This window comes from Nonomuraea sp. NPDC049269 (genome assembly GCF_043197155.1).
Lineage (GTDB): Bacteria > Actinomycetota > Actinomycetes > Streptosporangiales > Streptosporangiaceae > Nonomuraea.
In genome coordinates this window covers 85,436-107,709 of record NZ_JBICSO010000011.1, presented here as the reverse complement: position 1 = coordinate 107,709, position 22,274 = coordinate 85,436, and the positions used below count along the sequence as shown (strand labels likewise).

Below are 22,274 nucleotides of genomic sequence, written 5' to 3'. Positions count from 1 at the left end.
TTCATTCGCGACTCCGTTGGATGGTGACGACCACGTCGTCGAACGGCAGCGGGATCGGTGCCGCGGGCTTGTGCACACTCACCTCGACCGACTCCACCAGGCCGGCGGCCAGGCATACGTCGGCGAGGCGCTGCGCGAGCGTCTCGATCAGCTCGACCGGCTCGCCTTCCACGACCCCGACCAGCGCCTGGGCGAGCTCGCCGTAGTGGACCGTCTTGGTGAGGTCGTCGGAGGCGGCGGCGGGGGCGGTGTCGAGGAACAGCGTCGCGTCGACCACGAACTCCTGCCCCAGCTCACGCTCGGCCGCCAGCACGCCGTGTCGTCCCCGGGCCCGCAGGCCCTTCAGCGCGATGCGATCAGACCTCAAGCTCGCCTTCCTCCTCGTCGTCGTCACCTTGGAGCACCGGCGAACCGTGGTGCATCCACAGCCGCCAGCCCTGCGCCGTGCGCACGTAGACGTTACTGGCCACCACCTTGCCGGCGGCGAAGCTGGACTCGCCCTCCTCGCCCGCGGTGAGGATGTTCTCGACGCAGGTGAGCACGGCCACGTCGCCCAGGACGGTGGTGTTGACGTCGGTCAGCACGAACTGGATGTAGGTGGTGTTGGCCATGATGAGCGCCCAGGAGCGCAGCACCTCGGACCGCCCGGACAGCAGGGTCCAGCCCGGATGCACGCAGCTGACCTGCTCGTCGGCGGAGTCCTCCGCCCAGATCTCGGTCATCTTGTCGAGGTTGGCGTCCTCGATCGCGAGATAGAAGTCCTGGTTGACGGTCTCGATCGCGGCGGTGTCGACACTCATGTGTTGGCTCCGGGTCTCTTCCATGCGGCGGCCACGCGCACGGCATCGGCATTGGGACGTACTTCGTGCACTCGTACGCACCAGGCGCCGGCGTGCGCGGCCAGCGCCGTCACGGCCACCGTGGCGTCGTCACTGCGGCCGAACGGACGCGGCGCGCCGTCGGCGTCGGCGAGCAGCCGCCCCAGGAACCGCTTGCGCGAGGCCCCGATCAGCAGCGGATAGCCCAGCTCGGCCAGCTCGCCCATCCCGGCGAGCAGCGCCCAGTTGTGCTCGGAGTTCTTCGCGAAGCCCAGCCCGGGATCGAGCACGATCTGCTTCTCGGAGACGCCTTCGGCCAGCACCAGGTCGACCCGCTTGGCGAGCTCCTCGCGCACCTCGGTCACGACGTCGGTGTAGACGGCCCGGCGCTCCATGTCATGGCTGTGACCGCGCCAGTGCATCACCACGTAGTCGACGCCGGTGGCGGCCACCACGCGGGGCATGGCGGGATCGGCCAGGCCGCCGCTCACGTCGTTGACCAGGCTCGCCCCCGCCTCCACCGCGGCCTTGGCGACCTCGGCCCGCATGGTGTCGACGCTGACCGTCACCCCCTCGGCGCTGAGCGCCCTGATCACGGGCACGACGCGGGCCAGCTCCTCGTCGAGCGGCACCCTGGCGGCGCCGGGGCGGGTGGACTCACCACCCACGTCGACGATGTCGGCCCCTTCACCTACCAGCTCCAGGCCGTGCCGGATCGCGACCCCCTCGTCGAACCACAGGCCGCCGTCGGAGAACGAGTCCGGCGTGACATTGACCACGCCCATGACGAGGCACCGCGCCTCAGCTCCGACAACCATGCCCCAAGCCTAGGCGGTCGTGGTTGGTGGGGTCTGTGGAGGGTGCCCACACGAAAATAACAATCCGATCCGTGCCATCTGGCGCTTTATCGGGTGCCGCTCTTATCGGTGATGCTCTATCGGTGCAGGATGAGCGCCATCGCCTCGGCGCGGGTCTTGTCACTCGTACGGAAGTCACCGCGCACCGCCGACGTCACCGTCTTGGCGCCCGGCTTGCGGACCCCGCGCATGGTCATGCACAGGTGCTCGCACTCCACCACCACGATCACCCCGCGCGGCTCCAGGACCCGCATCAGGGCGTCGGCGATCTGCGACGTCATCCGCTCCTGCACCTGCGGGCGGCGGGCGAACACGTCCACCAGGCGGGCCAGCTTGGACAGCCCGGTCACCTGGCCGCGCTCGTTGGGGATGTAGCCCACGTGGGCCACCCCGTGGAAGGGCACCAGGTGGTGTTCGCAGGTGGAGTAGACCTCGATGTCCCTGACGAGCACCATCTCGTCGTGGTCGACGTCGAACACCTTGTTGAGCACGTCCTCCGGCGTTTGTCCGAGGCCGGAGAACTGCTCGGCGTAGGCCCGGGCCACCCGGGAAGGGGTGTCGAGGAGGCCGTCACGGTCGGGATCCTCGCCGATGGCGTAGAGGATCTCGCGGACGGCCTTCTCGATCCGGCCCAGGTCTACGTCGTGCGACTTCACGCACCGTCTCCAGAGGGCAGCGCGTCCTGGTGGCTCGCGGTGAGCGAGCCGTTGGCCGACAGCTCCTTCGGGGTCAGGATCGGCGGGCGGTCCGAGGGGAGCCGCTTGCCGTAACCCGCGTAGGACGGGCGGTGCTCCTTGACGACCACCGGGGCGAAGATGTCCAGCACCTGGTCGCGGGAGAGCGTCTCCTTCTCCATGAGCTGCAGCACCAGGTTGTCGAGCACGTCGCGGTATTCGACCAGGATGTCCCACGCCTGGTCGTGCGCCGTCTCGATCATCCGGCGGACCTCCTCGTCGATCGTCGAAGCGATCTTCTCGGAGTAGTCGCGCTCGTGGCCCATCTCCCGGCCCAGGAACACCTCGGCCTGCCCGGAGCCGAACTTGCGGGCGCCGAGCTGCTCGCTCATGCCGTATTCGGTCACCATGCGGCGGGCGACCGCCGTGGCCTTCTCGATGTCGTTGGAGGCGCCGGTGGTGGGCTCGTGGAAGACGAGCTCCTCCGCCGCGCGACCGCCGATCAGCATCGCGAGCTGGTCCATCATCTCGGACCTGGTGGCCAGGAACTTGTCCTCCATCGGCAGCGTCATGGTGTAACCCAGGGCGCGGCCACGGGACAGGATCGTGATCTTGTGGACCGGGTCGGAGTTGGGCAGCGCGTGCGCCACCAACGCGTGACCGCCTTCGTGGTAGGCGATCATCTTCTTTTCCTTGTCGGACATGACCCGCGACTTGCGCTCGGGCCCTGCCATGACGCGGTCGATCGACTCCTCCAGGATGTCCATCGAGATCAGCTTCTTGTCGGCGCGCGCGGTGAGCAGCGCCGCCTCGTTGATCACGTTGGCCAGGTCGGCGCCGGTGAACCCGGGAGTGCGCCGGGCGATGACGTCGAGGTCGACGTTCGGCTCGAACGGCTTGCCGCGGCCGTGGACCCTGAGGATGCCCTTGCGGCCCTCCAGGTCGGGACGGTCGACGGTGACCTGCCGGTCGAAGCGGCCCGGACGCAGCAGCGCCGGGTCGAGGATGTCGGGCCGGTTGGTCGCGGCGATGAGGATCACGCCGCCCTTGACGTCGAAGCCGTCCATCTCGACGAGCAGCTGGTTGAGCGTCTGCTCGCGCTCGTCGTGGCCGCCGCCCAGGCCCGCGCCGCGGTGCCGGCCGACGGCGTCGATCTCGTCGATGAAGATGATCGCCGGTGCGTTGGCCTTCGCCTGCTCGAACAGGTCGCGGACACGCGAGGCGCCGACGCCGACGAACATCTCGACGAAGTCGGAACCGGAGATCGAGTAGAACGGCACGCCGGCCTCACCGGCGACCGCGCGGGCGAGCAGCGTCTTGCCGGTGCCGGGCGGGCCGTACAGCAGCACGCCCTTGGGAATCTTCGCACCGATCGCCTGGAACTTGGCCGGGGCCTGCAGGAACTCCTTGATCTCCTGGAGCTCCTCGATGGCCTCGTCCGCGCCCGCGACGTCGGAGAAGGTGGTCTTGGGTGTGTCCTTGGTGATCAGCTTGGCCTTGGACTTGCCGAAGCTCATCACCCGCGAGCCGCCGCCCTGCATCTGGTTCATGATGAACAGGAAGATGAGCACGATGATGACGATCGGCAGGAAGCTCACCAGGATGCTGATCAGGAAGTTCTCCTGGGGCACCTCGGTGGTGAAGCTCTTGGTCGTGCCTGCCTGAACCTGCGCCTGCAGCTCTTCGGTCAGCTTCGGCCCGTAACCGGCGACCCAGTCAGACTGGATCATGTTGGTCGCCGTGTCGCCCGGCCTGACTGTGATCGGCTTGATCAGCGTCAGCTCGATCCGCTGATCCTTGTCGACAATCTTCGCGTTGCTTACATTGCCGGTGCGAATCTGCTGGAGGACTGTGGACGTGTCGGCCTGCTTGAAGTTGCCGCCGCCGCTCCAGAGCTGGGTGACGAGCAGGAGTAGCACGACGATGCCCAGGATCCACAGCAGTGGCCCACGTGTAAATCGCTTGAGATCCATCCGATGCGGAACCCCTTGCGGGCCCGTCCCTTCCTGACCATGGCCTGGAACCCCGGAAGTGTCCCGGGGCCGCGGCATCCGACGCCGCGACTTCTGACTACCCGAAGGGGACGCTTGGTCACCCTCCCGGAGTCAGAAGGTACACCGGCAAAGCGAGCGGAGGGACCGCCCGCTACACCGGTCTTGCCCTACCAACGTACGTCAGGTGGCGCGGTGTTCCCGGCGACTACTTGTAAACATGGGGAGCCAGCGTCCCGATGAAGGGGAGATTGCGATATCGCTCCGCGTAGTCGAGCCCATAACCGATGACGAACTCGCTGGGAATGTCGAAGCCGACGTACTTCACCTCGATCGGCACCTTCACCGCGTCGGGCTTGCGCAGCGCGGCGCAGATCTCCAGCGACGCGGGATTGCGCGACTTGAGGTTTTCCAGCAGCCAGTGCAGCGTCAGGCCCGAGTCGATGATGTCCTCGACGATCAGCACGTGGCGGCCCATGATGTCGGTGTCGAGGTCCTTCAGCACCCGTACGACGCCGGACGACTTGGTGCCCGCACCGTAGGACGACACCGCCATCCAGTCCATCTGAACAGGCACGTGCAGGGCCCTGGCCAGGTCGGCCATCACCATGACCGCGCCTTTCAGCACGCCTACGAGCAGGATGTCCGTGCCCGCGTAGTCGGCGTCGATCCGGCCGGCAAGCTCTTTGATCTTGGCCTGGAGTTGGTCCTCGGGAATCAGGACTTTCTCGAGGTCCTTGCCCATGTCGGCAGCATCCACCTGATGGTTCCTTACGCGATAGGACTCATGGCGAGTATCAGGGTGTCATACCGCCGCACAGCGGCCATCCCCCCGGGTAGATCCACGGCCTTCTGCCCCCGCCACGCCGTGATCAGCCGGTCCACGGCACGCACGTGGGTCGCGGAGAGTGCCCCGGACTGCGCTCCCGCCGCGATGGCCGCCCGTCGCAGCACGCGCCGCCGGACGGCGCCTGGGAGGCGTTCCAGCTCGGGTACGGCCAGTGTCACCGAACCGGCGATATCGCTTAGAGCGCAATCCTGGTAGGCCGATTCGGCCCATGCGTCGAGGGCGTCGGCGTCGTCCCTGGCGAGATCGGCGGTTCTGGCGAGCGCCTCGGACACACCGGGACCCAGTTCCGACTCCAGCAGCGGGAGGACCCTGGTGCGTACCCGGACACGGGTGTAGCGAAGATCCGCATTGTGCGGGTCGTCCCAGGGATCGAGGCCTAGTGCCGTACACGCGGCGACCGTGGTGGCGCGGGACAGGGAGAGCAGCGGCCTGCGATAGCGGCCGGTCACCGGAGCCATGCCGGACAGCGACCTGAGCCCGCTGCCCCTGGCCAGGCCGAGCAGCACGGTTTCTGCCTGGTCGTTCCTGGTGTGGCCGAGCAGCACGGCCGCGGCCTGGAGCTTGTCGGCCGCCTCGGCGAGGGCGGCGTAGCGGGCGTCCCTGGCCGCCGCTTCCGGGCCGCCGGTCGTACCGACGTCCACGGTCAGGATGTCGGCGTGGTCGAGGCCCAGGGCCGGGGCCAGTGCGGCCACCGTCGCCGCGCGTGCGGCGGAGCCTTCCTGGAGCTGGTGGTCCACCGTGAGCAGCCCGGCCTTCAGGCCCGCGCGCGGCGCGACAAAGCCGAGCGCGGCGGCCAGCGCGAGGGAGTCGGCTCCCCCGCTGCAGGCCACCAGCACGAGCTCGCCGTCGCCGAGGTCGGCCAGCGCCTCGCGGACGGCCCTGCGGACGTCCGCGACTGCCGGGTGCGGGCCCATGACCAGGTCAGGCGGGCAGGGCGTTGCTGCCGGTCACGCGGCGTACCCAGGCGCTGGGGTCGGTGATCTCGGAGGTGGTCGGCAGGGTCTCGGGCGAGGTCCAGACGCGGTTGAAACCGTCCATGCCGGCCTGGTCCACCACCGCGCGGACGAAGGCCGAGCCCTCGGCGTACTGCTTCATCTTGACCTCGATGCCCAGCAGCCGCCGGACCGTGCGGTCGAGGCGCGAGCCGCCCTCGCGGCGATGGGCGAACTTGGCGCGGATGTCGGCCACCGACGGCACCACCGAGGGGCCGACGGCGTCCATGACGTAGTCGCCGTGCCCTTCGACCAGGGTCATCACGGCCGTGAGCCGGTCGAGGATCTCCTTCTGGGCAGGCGTCTGGATGGCGTCGATGAGGTTGCCCTCGCCGCCGCGCACCACGTCGGCCACCGTGTCGGCGGCGCTGCGCAGCCGCTCCAGCAGCGTGCCCAGGTCGAGGTCGGAGGCCAGCAGGAACTCGGTCATCTGCGAGCGGATGTATTCGCGCAGCCACGGCACGCCGGTGAACTGCACGCGGTGCGTCTCCTCGTGCAGGCACACCCAGAGGCGGAAGTCGTGCGGGTCGACGTTCATCTCGCGCTCGGCGTGCACGATGTTGGGCGCGACGAGCGTCAGCCGCCCCGCCGGCTCGCGGCCCGTCGGGTCGGGCGGCAGGAACAGCTCGTACTGGCCGAGTACCCGCGAGGCGAGGAAGGCGAGCACCGCGCCCACCTCCACGCCGGTGATGCGAGAGCCCACAGCCGTGACGATCGCCGGTGGCGGGTTGGCTCCGGCCCCGACCCGCTGGGTGAGCGGTTCGAGCACCACACGGAAGCCCTCGACGTTGGCCTTGATCCAGCCGGGGCGGTCGACGATGGTCGCCGCCTGTGGTGCGGTCTCAGTGTGAATCTTGGTGAACTCGCGTACGTGCCCCTCGGCCTCGCGTGACAGAGCGCGGAGTTCGGTGACGGCCTGCCTGGCCTCCTCCCGGCTCACCTGAGGACCGGGGCGCACCAGGCGCGTGCCGGTCGTGACGGCCAGATCCCAGTCGATCACCTGCATACCGTCCACCGTACGTGGTCCACGCTCGACCCGCGAAGGAGCGCCGGTGTCTGGAGTGAGGAGAGAGGGAGCGCAGCGACTGAACGACGATCGGAAGACGCCGGATCCCAGCGACTGAGCCGCGATCCGCAGGATCGCCATCAGGACTTTGCGACGATGGCGGCGAGGCGGTCCAGGACCGGCTCGGCGGAGGCCGGTACGCGGTCCGCCAGGAAGGCGAAGGTGACCAGGCGCCCTTCCTTGGTGGTGGCCATGCCGGCCAGGGTGTTGACGTTGTTGAGTGTGCCGGTCTTGGCGCGTACGAGGCCGACCTGGCCCTTGCTGTCGCTGCCGGTGAAGCGCCGGCCGTTGCCGAGCGTGCCGCTGAATCCGGCGATCGGCATGCCGGAGGCGATGGCGTGCAGGTCGGGGTGGGCCGCGGCGGAGGCGGTCGAGATGACCCGGGCCAGCCCGTCGGCGCTGATGCGGTTGCGGGCGGACAGGCCGCTGCCGTCGTGGACCTGGATGCCCTTGGCCGCGCCGAGCCGCTGCAGCACCGCGAGCACGGCCCCGGTCGCGCCCTGGAAGGACGCCGGCTGCCCTTCCTTGATGGCGACGTGCCTGGCCAGTGCCTCGGCCAGGTCGTTGTCGCTGAACGTCAGTGTGTGCTCGACCAGGGCGTAGACCGGCGCCGAGTCGACCCTGCCGAGCTCGGCGGCCCCGGCGGGCGCCTTGCCCGGCCGTACGGACTTGGCGACGCTCACGCCGTACTTGCCCAGGAGTCTGGCGAACGCGGCGGCGGCGTACTGGGGCGGGTTGGAGACGCGCGGCTGCCTCGCGGCCGGGTCGCGCCGGCCCTCGTCGATCGCCAGCGCGTAGACGGGCGCCACTTCGCCGTCGGGCACGTAGCCCGGCTTCCAGCCGGGTGCCAGCGTGGAGCCGGTGAACAGGGAGGCGTCGTAGGAGAGCGTGACCTTGGTGATGCCCTTGGCCTTCAACGCGGCGGCGGTGCGCGAGGCGAGGGTGGCCAGCGACGCCTGCTTGGGGTACTGCAGGGGCTTGGCCGACGGCCCGGCGAGCGTCGGGTCGCCGCCGCCCACCAGCACGATCGAGTTGGCCGACTGCCCCTGCGTCACCCGGGTCGACAGACGCGCGTCGGGGCCGAGCGAGGCCAGCGCGGCCGTGCAGGTGACCAGCTTGGTGGTGGACGCGGGGGTGATGCCGGTGTCGGCGTTGGAGGCGAAGATCTGCTGGCCGGTGGCGGCGTCGATGACCACCGCGCCCACCCGGTCCCCCAGCTCTTTGTCACCCAGGGCATCGGTGAGCTGCTGGGTCAAAGTACGCTTGGCAGCGAGAGGTCCGTCTCCGGCCCTCACCTGGAGCTGGGCCAGCACCGGCCCCGCGGTGATCACGGGGACGGGGGGAGACCCTTCGGGAGACGGTGTCGGCTCGGTCGGTGACGACCCCCTCGTCAACGCGCCCAGACTGAACTCATTGGTCATCGCATAGATGCCGATGACAATGGTCAGCACCTGGAGCATGACGAGTGTGGTCAGCATCACCAACCGCTCGTGCCGCGCCACGTCGCCTGACCTCTCTCCTGGTGTTCGCCTACGAGACATTAACGCCCACTCGGCGTGAGCGGAGGAACCGCGGTGGAGTTCGACGTTGTCGTTGAGATTCCCAAGGGACAACGGAACAAGTACGAAGTGGACCATGAAACCGGTCGCATCAGGCTTGACCGGCTGCTGTTCACCTCCACGCAATACCCCGCCGACTACGGGTTCATCGAGAACACGCTAGGCGAGGACGGCGACCCGCTCGACGCGCTGGTGCTGCTTCAGGAGCCGACCTTTCCCGGCTGTTACATCAGCTGCCGCGCGGTCGGCATGTTCCGGATGACGGATGAGAAGGGCGGAGACGACAAGGTCCTCTGCGTTCCCGCCACCGACCCGCGGATGGAGCACATCCGCGACATCCATCACGTGCCGGAGTTCGACCGGCTGGAGATCCAGCACTTCTTCGAGGTCTACAAGGACCTGGAGCCCGGCAAGTCCGTCGAGGGCGCCAACTGGGTGGGCCGGATGGAGGCCGAGGTCGAGATCAAGCGGTCCTTCCAGCGCGCCAAGGACGAGGGCCACGCCCACTGAGCTGATGGCGATCCTGCGGATCGCGGCTCAGTCACTGGGGCCTGATCGTCACTGGGGCCTGGTGGCGCCCACCAGGTCCCCCCGCCACATCGAGGCGACCCGCACCACGTCGCCGGTCTGCGGCGCGTGCACCATGAGCCCGTCCCCCACGTACATGCCGACGTGGTGGATCGTGTCCGGGTCGTCGGGGACGTAGCCGAAGAACAGCAGGTCGCCGCGGCGCAACTGGTCGAGCGGCACGTGCGGCCCCGAGCTCCACTGGGTGCCGGTCCAGTGGTCGAGGCCGACGCCCGCCTGCTCCCAGGCCCGCATGGTCAGGCCCGAGCAGTCGAAGCTGTCCGGGCCGTCGGCCGCCCACACGTACGGCTTGCCGAGCTGGGTCAGCGCCCAGTTGGCCGCGACGTCGCCCATGAGCGACCCGGACGCGTGCAGGCCGCGGCTGAGCCGCGCCTGCGCCAACGCCGCGGCACGGCGTCTGGCCAGCAGGTCCGCGTGGGTGCGCGCGGCGTCGACCCGCCGCCGCCACGTCGCCTGCTCGGTTTTCAGCTCCCTGGTCTCCCGCTGCTGCGCGGCGACGGCCGTTTCCGCGGCGATCTTGGCCTGCCTGGCGCGCTCGGACGCGGCCTCCTGCTCGGCGTACGCGTGGGCCGCCTGGCTGCGCAGGATGGCGGAGACCTCCTGGGCGTCACGCATCCGGTCGAGCACGATGCCGCGCTCGCCGCCGAGCTCCTGCAGGACGCTCGCCCGGTGCAGGAAGCCGTCGCTGTCTCCGGTGTCGGTCAGCATGCCGAGCATCGGCCTGATCATGTCGAGCCCGCTGTAGCTCTGCACCGCCAGCAGCGCCACGGGCGCGCGGGCCTTCTGCACCTCGGCGTCGGCCAGCTCCAGCCGTGCCTGCGCCTGCTCGCGGGCCTGCTGGGCGTGCCGGAGGTGGACGAGCTCACCGTTGTACGCCTCCACCAGCCGCTCCGCCCCCGCCGCCAGGTCATCGAGCCGCGACTCGGCCTCGGCGAGCCGCGCGCTCGCCGTCCCCAGTTCCTTGGTCCGCTCCCGTACGGTGTGACGAGCCTGTATCACCTTCCGTCGGGAAGGCCCGGGAGCAGCGTCGGCCGGCGGGCACAGGGTGACGAACAGGCAGACGACCATGAGTCCGGCTCTTATGGCGTGCATAGTGCACACAGTTCCCGTCCGTCACTCTGTGTAACCCTGACCTCTTTCGTAACATCAGCCCCGCAACCGGAACAGGCGCTCTATCCACGGCCGGACACCCGCCGGGACCGGGCCCGTCCCTCGCGGATAGGTGAACACCGGCGTCTGCGTCCCATAGGCGGCGTGCAGCTCGGCCGCCCGGCACCAGTCGGCGCCCGCCCGGGCCACGGCCCAGGCCGCCGCGATGGCCGGGCGCGACTCCGGGTGCCGGTCGAAGGTCTGGTAAAGGGTCATCGTGGCGGCGGCGGCCACCGACCCGTCACCGGGGTAGGCGGTGCCCGCCAGGTAGGGGGCGGCGACCCGGCCGCCGTGGCAGGTGCCGAGCGCCCAGGTCCAGTTGGCGAGCACCAGGCCGAGCACGGGCTCCGGCACCGCGGCCGCGGCGCCGTACAAGCGCTCCTGGCGCTGGCCGGTCAGGCGGCGTGAGGTCCAGAGCCAGCCGAGCTCGGCGGCCGGCCCGGACGGCGGCTCGCTCCCCGACAGCCAGGACAGGACGGCGAGGCCGCGGGCGGTGCGCAGGCGGCAGAGTTCGAGGATGTCGCGGAGCATGCGGGGGCCCTGGTCGAGCCAGGTGGGCCAGGCGATGTGGTGGCTCCTGGCCATCAGCTCGGCCAGGTTCTCGCTGACCGGTAGAGGGCAGACCCGGCAGCCCAGTTGGGGGTCCTCGCGCAGTTGGTACAACTCCATGTGGGAGGGCTCAGCCGGCCGGGACGACGGCGGGTGCGGTCGGCGTCTGTGCCGGTGCGACGGTCGGCGTGGCGATCGGTGTGGCGACCGGCGTCTGGGTCGGTGGCGCGGCGGGGGTCGGGGTGTCGGTGGGGCAGGGCGTGCGCCCGGGGTGGTGTCCCTTGTCCGGGTGGTCGCCGGGCCGCTTGTCCGGCTGCCGCTCCGGCCGCGTGTCCGGGTGCTTGTCCGGCTCTTGCGCGGGCTCGGCGGACTGGTGGTCGGGCGTGGGGGTGCCCGTGAGCTGAGGCTTGGTCTGGTCCTTGGCGGTCTCGGTGGCCTCTCGGGTCTCTGGCGTGCTTCGGGCGGGCGAGGTGGGGCCGGTGGCCGGCGTCGTCGGGGTGAGGGTTCCCAGCGGGACCGTGACCGTACTGTCCAGGATGGGCTCGACGATGATCGGTACGTCCCGAGGCGCGGAGTGCCAGGGCAGCCTGATGGCGGGCGGCTCGCCCGGCGCGGGGAAGGCGGCGGACGCGATGCCCGGCACCCCGCCGTCGACCCGGCCGAACTGCTGGAAGATCACCACTATCGCCACCACGGTCGCGACTGCCGCCATCGCGCCAGCCAGCGCCTGAGGCCACTTCCGAGAGTGCCGCGCCGTGGCAACGGGAAATCCGGCGGCGTCGAGCGCCCCCGACCGCCTGGCCACGTAACGGCGATAGGGCAGCAGCTCCGGGTCGGCGAAGCAGCTCATCACCCTGACCCCGAGCGAGTCCGGCAGCGGGACGCGGGGCAGCAGCTCGAACACCTTGGCCGCCGACACCTGGCGGGTGCGGTGCGGGGAGCAGGTCAGGCAGCGCGGGAGGTGGCCGATCAACTGGGCGCGCATCTCTGCGGTCAGCTCGCCGGAGAAGCCGGTCAGGATGCCGGCCCGTCGCGGGCAGTCGTAGGGGCCCTTCCTGGCCAGGATCTCCGCCGTGATCGCGTCGCGCAGCCGTTCGCGCGCCTCCTCGTGCGCCGCCTCGACGTGGCGCGCCGCCGTCCCCAGCACCGCGGCGAGCTCTGGCGTGGACAGCTCGTGCGCGGCGGACAGCTCCAGCACCTCACGGTCGCCGGGGCGCAGGCTCTGGATCGCGTTCCAGGCCATGATCCGCAGGTCGGCGTCGGCCGCGTCGTCGAGTGGCGGCGCCTGCGCCAGTGCCTCGTCAGCGCCCGGCGGCTCGGCCATCCGCCGGCGCAGGCATTCGGCGCGGGCCAGGGCGTACAGCCATGGGCGCAGGCGGCCGGGATCCGCCAGGGAGCCGGCGTGGGCCTCCGCCGCGATCATCGTGTCGCGGAGCGCCACCTGGGCACCGTCGGAGCTGAGGAGAAGGGACCAGCAGTATCTGTGGATGCCCTCGGCGTAGGCGTCGTAGAGCGCGGCGAGGGCGCCCGGGGCGCGGGCGCGGAGTGACTCGACCAGGGCGCGGTCATTCATATGACCGAAGGTAATGGATTGGTAACTTGTAGTTCTACCGATTCTGCGGGAATGGCAGCGCTTGTCGTCGGCTACTTCACCAGAAAGCCCGCGTATTCAGCGCTGCCAGCCTGCGTCGAATGGCCGCTCCGCCCGATTTATCAGCTTATTTGATTGATATTTGATGAGCCATTCACTGCTGGTGCTCGGCCATGGCCTGGCTGCCGCGGTCCACGGCGAACGGTTCGGTGGTCGGCTTGACCGTGTGCACCGGCACTGCGCCGCCCAGCGCCAGATCCTCGAAGGGACGGCCGGTCGAACCCCAGGTCCGGGCCGTCACCTCGGTCTTGGCCACCTCGCTGCCCGCGGGGAGCCCGCCGACCGTCAGGATGAAACGCGGCGGGCTGCCCGCCTTCACGTCGTCGACGAACGTACTGCCGCCGCCGAGCAGTTTGCCCGCCTTGTCGCGCAGCAACACGTTGACCACGAGACTGCTGGCGGAAAGCTGATAGGGATTTCCGACATAGCCGGTGATGAGATAAGAATGGTCCTTTTGTCGGAGCGTCTGCACCCGCGAAACGGGAAACTCCTTGAACGCCGACGCGATGCGGGCGGCCGGCCGCCACTGGGCGGGGCGATACTCGATCGTCACCTTGGCCGGCTTCTGGGCCGCGTTGACCTGGCCGGTGAAGGCCAGCGAGCCACCCGGCGGCACGGCGTCGAGCGACTGGTCCATCCGGACCACCTCGGCGCCGGCAGCGTCACGGCCGATGACCGTCGCCACCACGTGTTCGCCGAAGTGCCATGGATTGACGTTGTTGAGGACTCCTGCCCAGTTCACGGCGTAGCCGTCGGAGGACTTGACGATGTTGGCCACCTGCTCCTTGAGGGCGAGCGGCTTGAGCTGTTGTACTGGCGATTCCTCGCTCGAGCACCCGGCTAGGCAGATCGCCCCGAGTGCGAGGAGGCTGACGGTTCGGCTACGCGGGATCACTTTGCCGTAATAACCGGTCTATGGGCACGGCAGAGACGGGACACGCGCCTGCCGTACCAATCTTTAACGCATTCAACGAGGGCGTACGACCCTGGCCTCATCCCAAACCGGCTCGGCGGACTCGTAAACGGTGCCATCCGCGCCGAACACCAGGAAGCGATCGAAATCCGCGGCGAACCAGCGGTCGTGCGTGACCGCCACCACCGTGCCCTCGAACGCGTCCAGGCCCACCTGGAGTGCTTCGGCGCTGGCCAGGTCGAGGTTGTCGGTCGGCTCGTCGAGCAGCAGGAGCGTCGCGCCGGACAGCTCCAGCAGCAGGATCTGCAACCGCGCCTGCTGACCGCCCGAGAGCGTGTCGAACCGCTGCTCGGCGATCAGCCCGGCCAGCTCGTAGCGGGCCAGGATCTTCATGGCCTCGTTCTTCAGCCTGGCGTGCTCGGTCATGACGATCTCCACCGGCGTGCGGGCGCGCAGGTCGGGCCGGGCATGCGTCTGGGCGAAGTGGCCCGGGACCACGCGGGCGCCGAGCCTGGCGACGCCGGAGTGGCCGATCGGCTCGTCCGCGAGCAGCCGCAGGAAGTGGGACTTGCCCGAGCCGTTGGAGCCAAGCACCGCGATGCGCTCGCCGTACCAGACCTCGAGGTCGAACGGCCGCATCAGGCCGGTCAGTTCCAGTCCCTCGCAGATGACGGCGCGCTTGCCGGTGCGGCCGCCTTTGAGGCGCATCTTGATGTTCTGGTCGGCGGGGGCCTCCTCGGGCGGGCCCGCCTCCTCGAACTTACGCAGCCGCGTCTGGGCCGCGTGGTACGCGGCGGCCATGCCGTCGTTGTATCTGGCCTTGTTCTTCAGCATGATGACCAGGGCCTTGATCTTGGCGTGCTCCTCGTCCCAGCGCCGGCGGAGCTCGTCGAGGCGCTCGTTGCGGGTCTTGCGGGCCTCGGCGTACGTGGCGAACCCGCCACCATGGATCCAGATATTTCCGGACTCAACGGTGACAATGCGATCGGCCGCGTTGGCCAGCAACTGCCGGTCGTGGCTGACCAGCAGGACCGTCTTGGACGTCTCCCTGAGCGCCTGTTCCAGCCACTCCTTGCCCGGCACGTCGAGGTAGTTGTCGGGCTCGTCGAGCAGCAGCGTCTGGTCCGGCCCGCGGAGCAGCGCTTCGAGCACGAGCCGCTTCTGCTCGCCGCCGGACAACGTCGCCACATCCCGATATTTCACGTTGTCGTACGGCGCGCCGAGCGCGGCCACCGTACACGTGTCCCAGAGCACCTCGATGTCATAGCCACCGGCGTCGGTGTAGTCGGTGATGGCCTGCGCGTAGCGCATCTGCGCCTTCTCGTCGTCGCGCTCCATCATCATCAACTCGGCCCGGTCCAGCCGCTCGGCCGCCTGCCGCACGGCCGGCGGCGCGACGCTGAGCAGCAGGTCGTGCACCGTGCTCCCGTCACGCACGCTGCCGATGAACTGCCGCATCACCCCCAGCCCGCCGGAACTCGCCACACTGCCCGCGACCGGCTGCAGATCCCCGGCGACCAGCCGCATCAGCGTGGTCTTGCCCGCGCCGTTGGGCCCGACGAGCGCGGCCTTGACGCCTTCGCCGATCCTGAATGACACGTCGTTGAGCAGCGGCCGCCCATCGGGCAGCACGTATGTCAGATGTCCCACTTCGACGTGCGCCACGGCGATTCCCTTCGCATACCTCCGGGCAGGCTACCTATCCAGAACTCCGAAGGGCACCTCCTTTTCCACGCCCGGCTTCTCGTAACCAGTGAATTGGGCTCGCCACAAAGATGTCGCTCACCAAACGTCTGAACTACTTCAGATATGCTGTTCCCATGGCGACGAAGAGTTTTCCTTACAGCGCCTTCCTGCGCGGCCCCTCGAAGATCCTCCCCTCACTCGACCACGCCGACGTGATCCTTGAGCGGCGCGACGAGGAGAACCTCATCTTGATGCGTGCGGAGCGTTTCGAGGCGGGGACGGCCAGCCTTCGCATCGCCGCCCGTGCGCTGGCCATCGTCGCGCGTCGCAACGTCGGCCTCGCCGAGGAGGTTCTTACCGAGGAGCTCCCCTGGGTCACCTGGCTGCCCGACGCCGAGCGCCGTGAATGCGTACGCGAACTCCTCGACCACCTGATCGCGGGAGCGGACACGGGGGAGTTGCTGCCGTTCGGACGCGCCTTGACCTCCTGGCGATCCACTGCCGTGGTCTGGAGCGATCCGCAACTCGCCCGCGAGCTCCTGGGCCCCTTCCCCGGTGACGGGCCAGACGTCCCTCGTCCGACTGGCGAGTCATGATGGCAGGACGAGGTGATGATGTTCCCCGGCCGCCGGGTCTGGTACGCGATCGACGACGAGAGTCGCACCCTGTGGATCACCCGTGCCGGGACTGGGCACCCGAAGCAGACCGACTCACGGCGTGGCCGATGAGGAGCATCGCTCGCACGGCGAATCGGCAGCCTGGCTAACTTTTCTTGCCGTTGCCGTGGACCTTGACGGGCTTGGCCGGTTTGGCTTTGGCCAGTTTGGCGGCCTTCTTGGCGGCGGCCTTCTGGGCCTTCTTCAGGGCGGCGGCGGCCTTGCCGGAGGAGGTGGCCGGGCGGACGGCGGGTTGTTCGGGTCCGTCGGAGGTGTCGGGGAGTCGGTTGCGGGACACGTTCTGGACCTGCGGGATGCCGGTCAGGTCGAATGCCGGGTGGGCGGCGACCTTGGCGGGGGTGGTTTGGGTGGGTGCGACGGGGTCGGCGATGGGAGTGACGGTGGGGGCGGCGTTCCACCAGGAGCCGGTGGCGACGACGCTGGCGAACAGGGCGGCGATGACGGCCGCCTCGCGCCAGCGCACGGCGATCAGCCGCCGCGCCGCCTTCAGCCGCCGCACCTTCCCTTGCCGGCGTACCGCCTTCAGCGAAGGCGCGGTCTTCGGCGGTCGCACCTCCTTTAACCCACGACCCTCCTTTAACCGACCCACCTCCTTCAGCCGGGTCGCCGGGGTCAGCCGGCGCACTGCCGTCAGCCGCCGCGCCGCCCTCAGACTTCCCATCGCCTCGGCCTCGGGGTGCCAGTACGCGTCGGGGTATGCGGGTGAGGTAGGTCGTGGCTCGGTCAGGGCGGCCACGCGCAGCAGCTGTTCGTGGACGCGGTCGGCGTCGCTGCGCTGGGTGGGGTCCTTGTCCAGCAGGCCGGCGATGATCGGGGCCAGTGGCCCGGCTCGGTGGTACGGAGCGGGCGGGCCGGTCAGCACCGCGGTCAGCGTGGCCGCCTCGGTGCTGTGGTCGAAGGGGGCTCGGCCCTCGGCGGCCGCGTACAAGGTGGCGCCCAGCGACCACAGATCGGCCGCCGGGGTGGAGGGGCCGCCGCTGGCCCGCTCAGGAGCTATGTAGGCGGGGGTGCCGACGACCATGCCCGTCCGGGTGACGTGGGACTCCTCGTCGACGGTGGTGGCCAGGCCGAAGTCGGTCAGGACCGCGTGCTCGTCGTCGGTGAGCAGGATGTTGGCGGGCTTGATGTCGCGGTGCAGGACGCCGGCGGCGTGGGCGGCGCGCAGGGCGTCCAGCAGTTCCAGGGCGATGCGGGTGACGGTGGCCACGGGGAGCGGGCCCTGCTCGGCGATCACCTGGGCGAGGCTGCGGGCGGGGATGAGTTGCAGCACGATCCAGGGGCGTTCGTCGACCAGCACCACGTCGTAGATGGCGGCGATGTGCGGATGGCTCAGCCGGGCGGCGATGCGGGCCTCCCGCATGGTCCGGCCGGCCAGTTCTTCGTGCCGCGGGCCGGAGAGTATGACCTCTTTGACCGCGACCTCGCGATCCAGGAGCTCGTCGTGGGCCCGCCAGACCTTGCCCATGGCACCCCGGCCCAGCTCGGACAGTAACCGGTAGCGCCCGGCCAGGAGCCATCCCTCATAGCGCGCAATGGACATGGCACCGGCCTACCCGATCATCATCGCCTCATGCCATCGGAAGCCGCGAAACCTCGCAAACCACGACAACAGTCTGGTCACTTCCGCAACATTCCGATCAGTGCACGGTGAGCCTCTGGACACCAAGTGATCAAATGACTAGAACTGTAGGCGTACCCCCCTCCCTTAGGACGTGTGATGACGCGATTCCGGTCCGCCCTCATCCCCCTCGCCATCGGATTACTGAGCCTCTCCGCCGTGCCCCAGCAGGCGCTGGCCGCACCGCCCAAACCGGTGCCGTCCGTCGCCGCCGCCACGCCGCAGCAGGTGACCACCCGCGCCGCGTGCGCGCCGACAGTGCGGGGCGCGTCCGTCGACGCCAGGCTGACCAGCCTGTTCACCGCGTACGGCAACGACAACAGCCGCGTCGACGACTGGACCGGTGCCGACGGCACCTACTCGTTGAAGCTGCCCAACGGGCGTGAGGTGTGGATCTTCTCCGACACCTTCCTGGGCAGGATCAACGCCGACGGCAGCCGTCCGCCGGTGGTCGGGGAGGGCGGCGACACCGTCTTCCTGAACAACTCCTTCGCCGTGGAGAGCGCCGGCAAGCTGTCCACGATCCACGCCGGCACCACCGCGCAGCCGACCGCGGTGATGCCGCCGCGCGACCAGAACCACTGGTACTGGGCCGGAGACGGCACCGTGGCGGGCGGCATCGTGGAGGTGACCTACCAGGAGTACGAGCGGTACGGCACCGGCGCGTGGGACTGGCGCTGGCACCGGAACGTGCTGGCCAGGTTCGCGCCGAGCCGGCTCGACCAGCCGCTCAGCGTGACCGACCTGCCGTCGTCGGCCGGCGTGTCGTGGGCCTCCGGCATTCTCAAGGACGGCGGCTACACCTACGTTTACGGGGTGGAGGACCTCGGCTCGCCCAAGTACATGCACATCGCGAGGGTGTACGGCCAGAGCCTGCTCGGCCAGTGGCAGTACCTCAAGGCCGACGGCACCTGGTCGGCGAACGAGGCCGACTCGGCCCGGATCATGAGCGGCGTGGCCAACGAGTACAGCGTCACCAAGGTCGGCAACGCCTACGTGCTGATCACGCATGACACGACCGAGGTACTGAGCTCGCACATCGTGGCCTACACCTCGTGCTCGCCGTTCGGGCCGTTCACCGGCAAGCAGGCCGTCTACACCACCCCCGAGACCAACGGGAACATCTTCACCTACAACGCCCACGCGCACCCCGACGTGTCCGGCAAGGGGCTCGTGGTCTCCTACAACGTCAACAGCTTCGTCAACACCGACCACTACCGGGACTCGTCGATCTACCGGCCGCGCTTCATCGACGTGACGTTCGGGTGAGCATGCGGAACTGGGCGGCACGCCTGCGGCCCGTCGTGATCGACGGGCTGCGGGCGGTCGTGTTGGAGAACGAGCGGCTCCGCGTGACCGTCGTGCCCGACAAGGGCGGCGACGTCATCGAATTCCTGCACAAGCCAACCGACACCGACTTCGTGTGGCTCTCCCCGCAGGGGCTGCGCAATCCGCACGATCACCTGCAGGGTGCCGCGGACGACGTCGCCCAGTTCATCGACCACTACGAGGGCGGCTGGCAGGAGATCTTCCCCAGCGGCGGCGCGCCCAGCGAGTACCGAGGCGCCCGGCTGGCGCAGCACGGGGAGGTCGCCGGGCTGCCGTGGCAGGCCGAGATCGTGGCCGACTCCGAGCAGGAGGTCGCGGTACGGCTGAGCGTGCGCACCCGGCGCCTGCCGTACCGGGTGGAGAAGACGTTCCGGCTGACGGCGGGGTCGGCCGCGCTGGAGATCGAGGGACGCGTGACCAACGAGTCCGGCGTCGAGTTGCACGCCATGTGGGGGCAGCACATCGTGTACGGCCGGCCGTTCCTGAAGCCGGGTGCCCGCATCCGGCTGCCCGAGGGCGTGACGGTCATCCCGCACGAGAGCGCCATCAACCCGCTCGGCCGCCGGGTCAGCGCGGGCGGGCCGTGGACGTGGCCCGTGGTGCCCGCCGACGGCGGCGGCGAGACGGATCTCAGCGTGGTGCCGGAGCGCGGGTCGCCGAGCGACGTCGTCTACCTCACCGGATTTACCGAAGGCTGGTACGAAATTTCCGGTGATGTTGGCATGCGGGTGGAGTGGGATGCCTCCGTTCTGCCGTATCTGTGGATGTGGCAGGAGGTCGGCGCGACCACCGATTATCCCTGGTGGGGCCGGGCTTACACGGTCGGGCTCGAACCGTTCTCCAGCATGCCCACCAACGGCCTGGCCGAGGCGGTGGCGAACGGCACCGCGCTTACCCTGGGCCCGCACGAGACGAAGGTGCTGAGGTTGCGCGCGGAGGTATTGGCGTGAGTGAGTTCGACGGCAAAGTGGCCCTGGTGACGGGCGGTTCGATGGGCATCGGGCGGGCGGTGGTCGACCGGCTGGCCGACGGCGGGGCGTCCGTGGTGTTCTGCGGGGTGGACAAGGAGGCGGTGCTCGACAGCGAGCACGTGACCGGGCGGGTGGCGGACGTACGGCGGGCGGGCGACATGCGGGACCTGGTCGACCTGGCCGTGGCCAGGTACGGCGGGCTCGACATCGTGGTGACGTGCGCGGGCGTCCAGCGCTACGGCACGGTCGAGGACACGCCGGAGGACGTCTGGGACGAGGTGCTCGACATCAACCTCAAGGGCGTCTACCTGGCCTGCAAGGCCGCCATCCCCAGGATGCGGGCGCGCGGCGGCGGCTCGATCGTGGTGATGTCGTCGGTGCAGGCGTTCGCCTCGCAGGCGCAGGTGGCCGCCTACACCGCCAGCAAGTCCGCGCTGAACGGCCTGACCAGGGCGATGGCGCTCGACCACGCGGCCGACGGCATCCGGGTGAACGTGGTCTGTCCCGGCTCGGTGGACACGCCGATGCTGCGCTGGGCGGCCGATCTGTGGCGCGGGAAGCTGTCGCAGGAGGAGCAGGTCGCGGAGTGGGGCCGGGCGCACCCCCTCGGCCGGGTGGGCCGGCCGGAGGAGGTGGCGGAACTGGTGGCGTTCCTGGCCGGGCCGCGCTCGTCGTTCATCACGGGCGCCGAGCACCGGGTGGACGGCGGCCTGCTCGCCCGCAACCCGGCCGCGCTACCCGAATAGAGCCATCGCCCGCTCCAGAGTGCCCTCGGGAGCCGTCTTCAGCGAGCCGGCGTTGAACGGCGGCTCCGGGTCGTACTCCATCAGCAGCTGAACGGCCTCGGCCGTCTCCACGTCGCTCGCCCGGGCGAGCAGCGTCAGGCCCATGTCGATCCCGGCGGACACCCCGGCGGCCGTCACCACCGTGCCGTCGACGACCACGCGCTCGCTCACCGGCTCCGCCCCGTACTCGGTCAGCTGGTCGAGCACCGCCCAGTGGCTGGTCGCCTTGCGCCCCTCCAGCAGGCCCGCGGCGCCGAGCAACAGTGAACCGCTGCAGACCGAGGTCGTCCACCGCGCCTGCCTGGCCGCCGCGGCGATCCAGCCGACGAGCGCCTGGTCCGACAGCGCGGCGAACGTGCCGAACCCGCCCGGGACCAGCACCACGTCCGGGTCCGGCAGCTCCGCGTACGTCGCGGTCGCCGTGATCGTCAGGGTGCCGCGGTCGTCGTCGACGGGCCCACGTTCCGCGGCGACGAACGTGACCTTGACACCGGGCGCGTAGGCCAAGGTCGTGTACGGCCCGACGGCGTCGAGCGCGGTGAAGCCGTCGTACAAGGGGATCGCGACATGCATGATCAACTCTCCTTTGCCTGGAACCGGCGGCGATAGTCGCCGGGCGAAACCCGCCAATTGCGGCGGAACACGCGGTAGAGGGTCTCCGGCCGGCCCAGCCCCGAGTCCCTGGCCACCCGGTCGAGCGGCCGGTCGGTGATCTCCAGCAGGCGGCGGGCGGCGTCGGCCCTGCTGCGCTCCACGTACCGGCCGGGCGACAGACCGACCTGCTCGGTGAAGACGCGGGAGAAGTGGCGCTCGCTCATCCCGGCGCGGCGCGCGAGCGCGGGCACGCTCAGGTCGGCGTCCGGGTTGGCGTCGATGTACGCCTGCAACTCCCTGAGCGGCTCGCTCCGCGGCGCGACGGCGCTCATCGAGGTGCTGAACTGGCTCTGTCCGCCGGGTCGGTGCAGGTAGACGACCAGCCCGCTGGCCACCTGCCGGGCCAGTTCGTGCCCGTGGTCCGCGGCCACCAGGGCCAGCGCGAGATCCACGCCAGCGCTGACCCCCGCCGAGGTCCACACGTCACCGTCCTTGATGTAGATCGGGTCGGGATCCACCTCCACCTGTGGGTACCACTCGCGCATCTGGTCGGCGACCAGCCAGTGCGTGGTGGCCCGCCGGCCGTCGAGCAGCCCGGCCTCGGCCAGGATGAGTGCTCCGCTGCAGACCGACGTGGTACGGCGAGCGGTCGCGGCCAGGCGGGTGACGCCTTCGATCATCCGGCGGTCGCGTAGCCCCGTCATCGTGCCGAACCCGCCCGCGACCAGCAGCGTGTCGATCGGCCCCTCGATCTCGTGCAGCGGCGTCGGCACCAGGGTGGCGATCCCGTGCCCGGCCGCCACGGGCCCGGCGCTGACCGCGGTCACCTCGACCCGGTATCCGCCCTCCTTGACCAGCAGGTCCGCCACCGAGAACACGTCGGCCGGACCTGCCATGTCGAGTAGCTGGAAGCCCTCGAAGATCACGATGACGACGCGGCGGTCCATGCCTTCCATG

At 69.8% G+C, this 22,274-nt stretch carries 22 protein-coding genes; 5 read left to right on the top strand and 17 right to left on the bottom strand.

Annotated elements, in window-relative coordinates:
* Nucleotide 1: 1 nt before the first annotated feature.
* From folB to dacB, 9 genes are all read right to left on the bottom strand, one after another.
* Nucleotides 2-367, bottom strand: coding sequence for a dihydroneopterin aldolase (gene folB / locus ACGFNP_RS49865; RefSeq protein ID WP_214641970.1), 366 nt, complete (start codon nt 365-367; stop codon nt 2-4).
* Nucleotides 357-800 carry a nuclear transport factor 2 family protein gene (locus ACGFNP_RS49860; RefSeq protein WP_214641971.1) on the bottom strand — a complete coding sequence of 148 codons (444 nt, stop codon included), beginning with the start codon at nt 798-800 and terminating at the stop codon, nt 357-359. Before ACGFNP_RS49860 ends, folB begins: the two co-directional genes overlap by 11 nt.
* Nucleotides 797-1,603 (bottom strand): dihydropteroate synthase, encoded by an 807-nt coding sequence (folP, locus tag ACGFNP_RS49855; RefSeq protein ID WP_393331166.1) that lies wholly within the window; start codon nt 1,601-1,603, stop codon nt 797-799. Before folP ends, ACGFNP_RS49860 begins: the two co-directional genes overlap by 4 nt.
* A gap of 149 nt (nt 1,604-1,752) precedes the next feature.
* The gene (gene folE, locus ACGFNP_RS49850) at nt 1,753-2,331 is read right to left on the bottom strand and encodes a GTP cyclohydrolase I FolE (protein WP_214641972.1); all 579 of its coding nucleotides are present in this window, start codon (nt 2,329-2,331) and stop codon (nt 1,753-1,755) included.
* Nucleotides 2,328-4,322, bottom strand: a complete 1,995-nt coding sequence (gene ftsH, locus ACGFNP_RS49845) for an ATP-dependent zinc metalloprotease FtsH (RefSeq protein ID WP_358320553.1) — start codon at nt 4,320-4,322, stop codon at nt 2,328-2,330. The genes folE and ftsH overlap by 4 nt, the downstream gene beginning before the upstream one ends.
* A 226-nt stretch (nt 4,323-4,548) precedes the next feature.
* Nucleotides 4,549-5,100: a hypoxanthine phosphoribosyltransferase gene (gene hpt, locus ACGFNP_RS49840; protein ID WP_358320555.1), complete on the bottom strand. Its 552-nt coding sequence runs from the start codon at nt 5,098-5,100 to the stop codon at nt 4,549-4,551.
* An 11-nt stretch (nt 5,101-5,111) separates the two neighbouring features.
* Nucleotides 5,112-6,104 carry a tRNA lysidine(34) synthetase TilS gene (gene tilS, locus ACGFNP_RS49835; protein WP_393330292.1) on the bottom strand — a complete coding sequence of 331 codons (993 nt, stop codon included), beginning with the start codon at nt 6,102-6,104 and terminating at the stop codon, nt 5,112-5,114.
* Nucleotides 6,105-6,111: 7 nt separating this feature from the next.
* Nucleotides 6,112-7,188: a zinc-dependent metalloprotease gene (locus ACGFNP_RS49830; RefSeq protein ID WP_358320560.1), complete on the bottom strand. Its 1,077-nt coding sequence runs from the start codon at nt 7,186-7,188 to the stop codon at nt 6,112-6,114.
* 140 nt (nt 7,189-7,328) lie between these two features.
* A complete protein-coding gene (dacB, locus tag ACGFNP_RS49825) occupies nt 7,329-8,750 on the bottom strand; it encodes a D-alanyl-D-alanine carboxypeptidase/D-alanyl-D-alanine-endopeptidase (protein ID WP_358320562.1) in 1,422 nt (473 codons plus the stop codon).
* 72 nt (nt 8,751-8,822) lie between these two features.
* Here dacB and ACGFNP_RS49820 point away from each other — a divergent pair, with 72 nt between their 5' ends.
* Nucleotides 8,823-9,317: an inorganic diphosphatase gene (locus ACGFNP_RS49820; RefSeq protein ID WP_214641977.1), complete on the top strand. Its 495-nt coding sequence runs from the start codon at nt 8,823-8,825 to the stop codon at nt 9,315-9,317.
* Between the two features lie 48 nt (nt 9,318-9,365).
* On the opposite strand, the gene ACGFNP_RS49815 is transcribed toward ACGFNP_RS49820, so the two are convergent.
* From ACGFNP_RS49815 to ACGFNP_RS49795, 5 genes are all read right to left on the bottom strand, one after another.
* Entirely contained in the window at nt 9,366-10,487 is a 1,122-nt protein-coding gene (locus ACGFNP_RS49815) for an NlpC/P60 family protein (protein ID WP_393330287.1), read from the bottom strand.
* A gap of 54 nt (nt 10,488-10,541) precedes the next feature.
* On the bottom strand, nt 10,542-11,213 hold the full coding sequence (locus ACGFNP_RS49810; RefSeq protein ID WP_358320568.1) for a hypothetical protein: 672 nt from the start codon (nt 11,211-11,213) through the stop codon (nt 10,542-10,544).
* A 10-nt stretch (nt 11,214-11,223) separates the two neighbouring features.
* Nucleotides 11,224-12,666 (bottom strand): sigma factor-like helix-turn-helix DNA-binding protein, encoded by a 1,443-nt coding sequence (locus ACGFNP_RS49805; RefSeq protein ID WP_393330284.1) that lies wholly within the window; start codon nt 12,664-12,666, stop codon nt 11,224-11,226.
* A gap of 172 nt (nt 12,667-12,838) precedes the next feature.
* Nucleotides 12,839-13,522: a hypothetical protein gene (locus ACGFNP_RS49800; protein ID WP_358320574.1), complete on the bottom strand. Its 684-nt coding sequence runs from the start codon at nt 13,520-13,522 to the stop codon at nt 12,839-12,841.
* A gap of 189 nt (nt 13,523-13,711) precedes the next feature.
* Nucleotides 13,712-15,322 carry an ATP-binding cassette domain-containing protein gene (locus ACGFNP_RS49795; RefSeq protein ID WP_358320577.1) on the bottom strand — a complete coding sequence of 537 codons (1,611 nt, stop codon included), beginning with the start codon at nt 15,320-15,322 and terminating at the stop codon, nt 13,712-13,714.
* A 155-nt stretch (nt 15,323-15,477) separates the two neighbouring features.
* On the opposite strand from ACGFNP_RS49795, the gene ACGFNP_RS49790 reads away from it, so the two are divergent.
* Nucleotides 15,478-15,939 (top strand): hypothetical protein, encoded by a 462-nt coding sequence (locus tag ACGFNP_RS49790; RefSeq protein ID WP_358320580.1) that lies wholly within the window; start codon nt 15,478-15,480, stop codon nt 15,937-15,939.
* Between the two features lie 166 nt (nt 15,940-16,105).
* On the opposite strand, the gene ACGFNP_RS49785 is transcribed toward ACGFNP_RS49790, so the two are convergent.
* The gene (locus tag ACGFNP_RS49785; protein WP_393330279.1) at nt 16,106-17,560 is read right to left on the bottom strand and encodes a protein kinase; all 1,455 of its coding nucleotides are present in this window, start codon (nt 17,558-17,560) and stop codon (nt 16,106-16,108) included.
* 177 nt (nt 17,561-17,737) lie between these two features.
* Between ACGFNP_RS49785 and ACGFNP_RS49780 the strand changes: the two genes are divergently transcribed.
* From ACGFNP_RS49780 to ACGFNP_RS49770, 3 genes are read left to right on the top strand one after another with little or no spacing between them, the layout of a single operon-like run.
* Nucleotides 17,738-18,907 carry a DUF4185 domain-containing protein gene (locus ACGFNP_RS49780; protein ID WP_358320584.1) on the top strand — a complete coding sequence of 390 codons (1,170 nt, stop codon included), beginning with the start codon at nt 17,738-17,740 and terminating at the stop codon, nt 18,905-18,907.
* Nucleotides 18,908-18,909: 2 nt separating this feature from the next.
* On the top strand, nt 18,910-19,917 hold the full coding sequence (locus ACGFNP_RS49775) for a DUF4432 family protein (protein WP_393331163.1): 1,008 nt from the start codon (nt 18,910-18,912) through the stop codon (nt 19,915-19,917).
* Nucleotides 19,914-20,684, top strand: a complete 771-nt coding sequence (locus ACGFNP_RS49770) for an SDR family NAD(P)-dependent oxidoreductase (protein WP_219532950.1) — start codon at nt 19,914-19,916, stop codon at nt 20,682-20,684. The genes ACGFNP_RS49775 and ACGFNP_RS49770 overlap by 4 nt, the downstream gene beginning before the upstream one ends.
* Here the strand turns inward: ACGFNP_RS49770 and ACGFNP_RS49765 are convergent.
* Together ACGFNP_RS49765 and ACGFNP_RS49760 are read right to left on the bottom strand one after the other, a co-directional pair.
* On the bottom strand, nt 20,673-21,296 hold the full coding sequence (locus ACGFNP_RS49765; protein WP_358320590.1) for a DJ-1/PfpI family protein: 624 nt from the start codon (nt 21,294-21,296) through the stop codon (nt 20,673-20,675). The two genes, ACGFNP_RS49770 and ACGFNP_RS49765, sit on opposite strands and share 12 nt — an antisense overlap.
* 2 nt (nt 21,297-21,298) lie before the next feature.
* Nucleotides 21,299-22,264: a GlxA family transcriptional regulator gene (locus tag ACGFNP_RS49760; protein WP_393330276.1), complete on the bottom strand. Its 966-nt coding sequence runs from the start codon at nt 22,262-22,264 to the stop codon at nt 21,299-21,301.
* Nucleotides 22,265-22,274 lie beyond the last annotated feature (10 nt).

What these genes read in the sequence shown, in the direction of transcription:
- ACGFNP_RS49815 (WP_393330287.1), bottom strand. Translation starts at nt 10,487, where the DNA reads ATGCACGCCATAAGAGCCGGACTCATGGTCGTCTGCCTGTTCGTCACC.
- ACGFNP_RS49830 (WP_358320560.1), bottom strand. Translation starts at nt 7,188, where the DNA reads ATGCAGGTGATCGACTGGGATCTGGCCGTCACGACCGGCACGCGCCTG.
- ACGFNP_RS49775 (WP_393331163.1), top strand. Translation starts at nt 18,910, where the DNA reads ATGCGGAACTGGGCGGCACGCCTGCGGCCCGTCGTGATCGACGGGCTG.
- ACGFNP_RS49760 (WP_393330276.1), bottom strand. Translation starts at nt 22,264, where the DNA reads ATGGACCGCCGCGTCGTCATCGTGATCTTCGAGGGCTTCCAGCTACTC.
- ACGFNP_RS49810 (WP_358320568.1), bottom strand. Translation starts at nt 11,213, where the DNA reads ATGGAGTTGTACCAACTGCGCGAGGACCCCCAACTGGGCTGCCGGGTC.
- ftsH (WP_358320553.1), bottom strand. Translation starts at nt 4,322, where the DNA reads ATGGATCTCAAGCGATTTACACGTGGGCCACTGCTGTGGATCCTGGGC.
- ACGFNP_RS49785 (WP_393330279.1), bottom strand. Translation starts at nt 17,560, where the DNA reads ATGTCCATTGCGCGCTATGAGGGATGGCTCCTGGCCGGGCGCTACCGG.
- folP (WP_393331166.1), bottom strand. Translation starts at nt 1,603, where the DNA reads ATGGGCGTGGTCAATGTCACGCCGGACTCGTTCTCCGACGGCGGCCTG.
- ACGFNP_RS49805 (WP_393330284.1), bottom strand. Translation starts at nt 12,666, where the DNA reads ATGAATGACCGCGCCCTGGTCGAGTCACTCCGCGCCCGCGCCCCGGGC.
- ACGFNP_RS49780 (WP_358320584.1), top strand. Translation starts at nt 17,738, where the DNA reads ATGACGCGATTCCGGTCCGCCCTCATCCCCCTCGCCATCGGATTACTG.
- ACGFNP_RS49765 (WP_358320590.1), bottom strand. Translation starts at nt 21,296, where the DNA reads ATGCATGTCGCGATCCCCTTGTACGACGGCTTCACCGCGCTCGACGCC.
- ACGFNP_RS49860 (WP_214641971.1), bottom strand. Translation starts at nt 800, where the DNA reads ATGAGTGTCGACACCGCCGCGATCGAGACCGTCAACCAGGACTTCTAT.
- ACGFNP_RS49790 (WP_358320580.1), top strand. Translation starts at nt 15,478, where the DNA reads ATGGCGACGAAGAGTTTTCCTTACAGCGCCTTCCTGCGCGGCCCCTCG.
- tilS (WP_393330292.1), bottom strand. Translation starts at nt 6,104, where the DNA reads ATGGGCCCGCACCCGGCAGTCGCGGACGTCCGCAGGGCCGTCCGCGAG.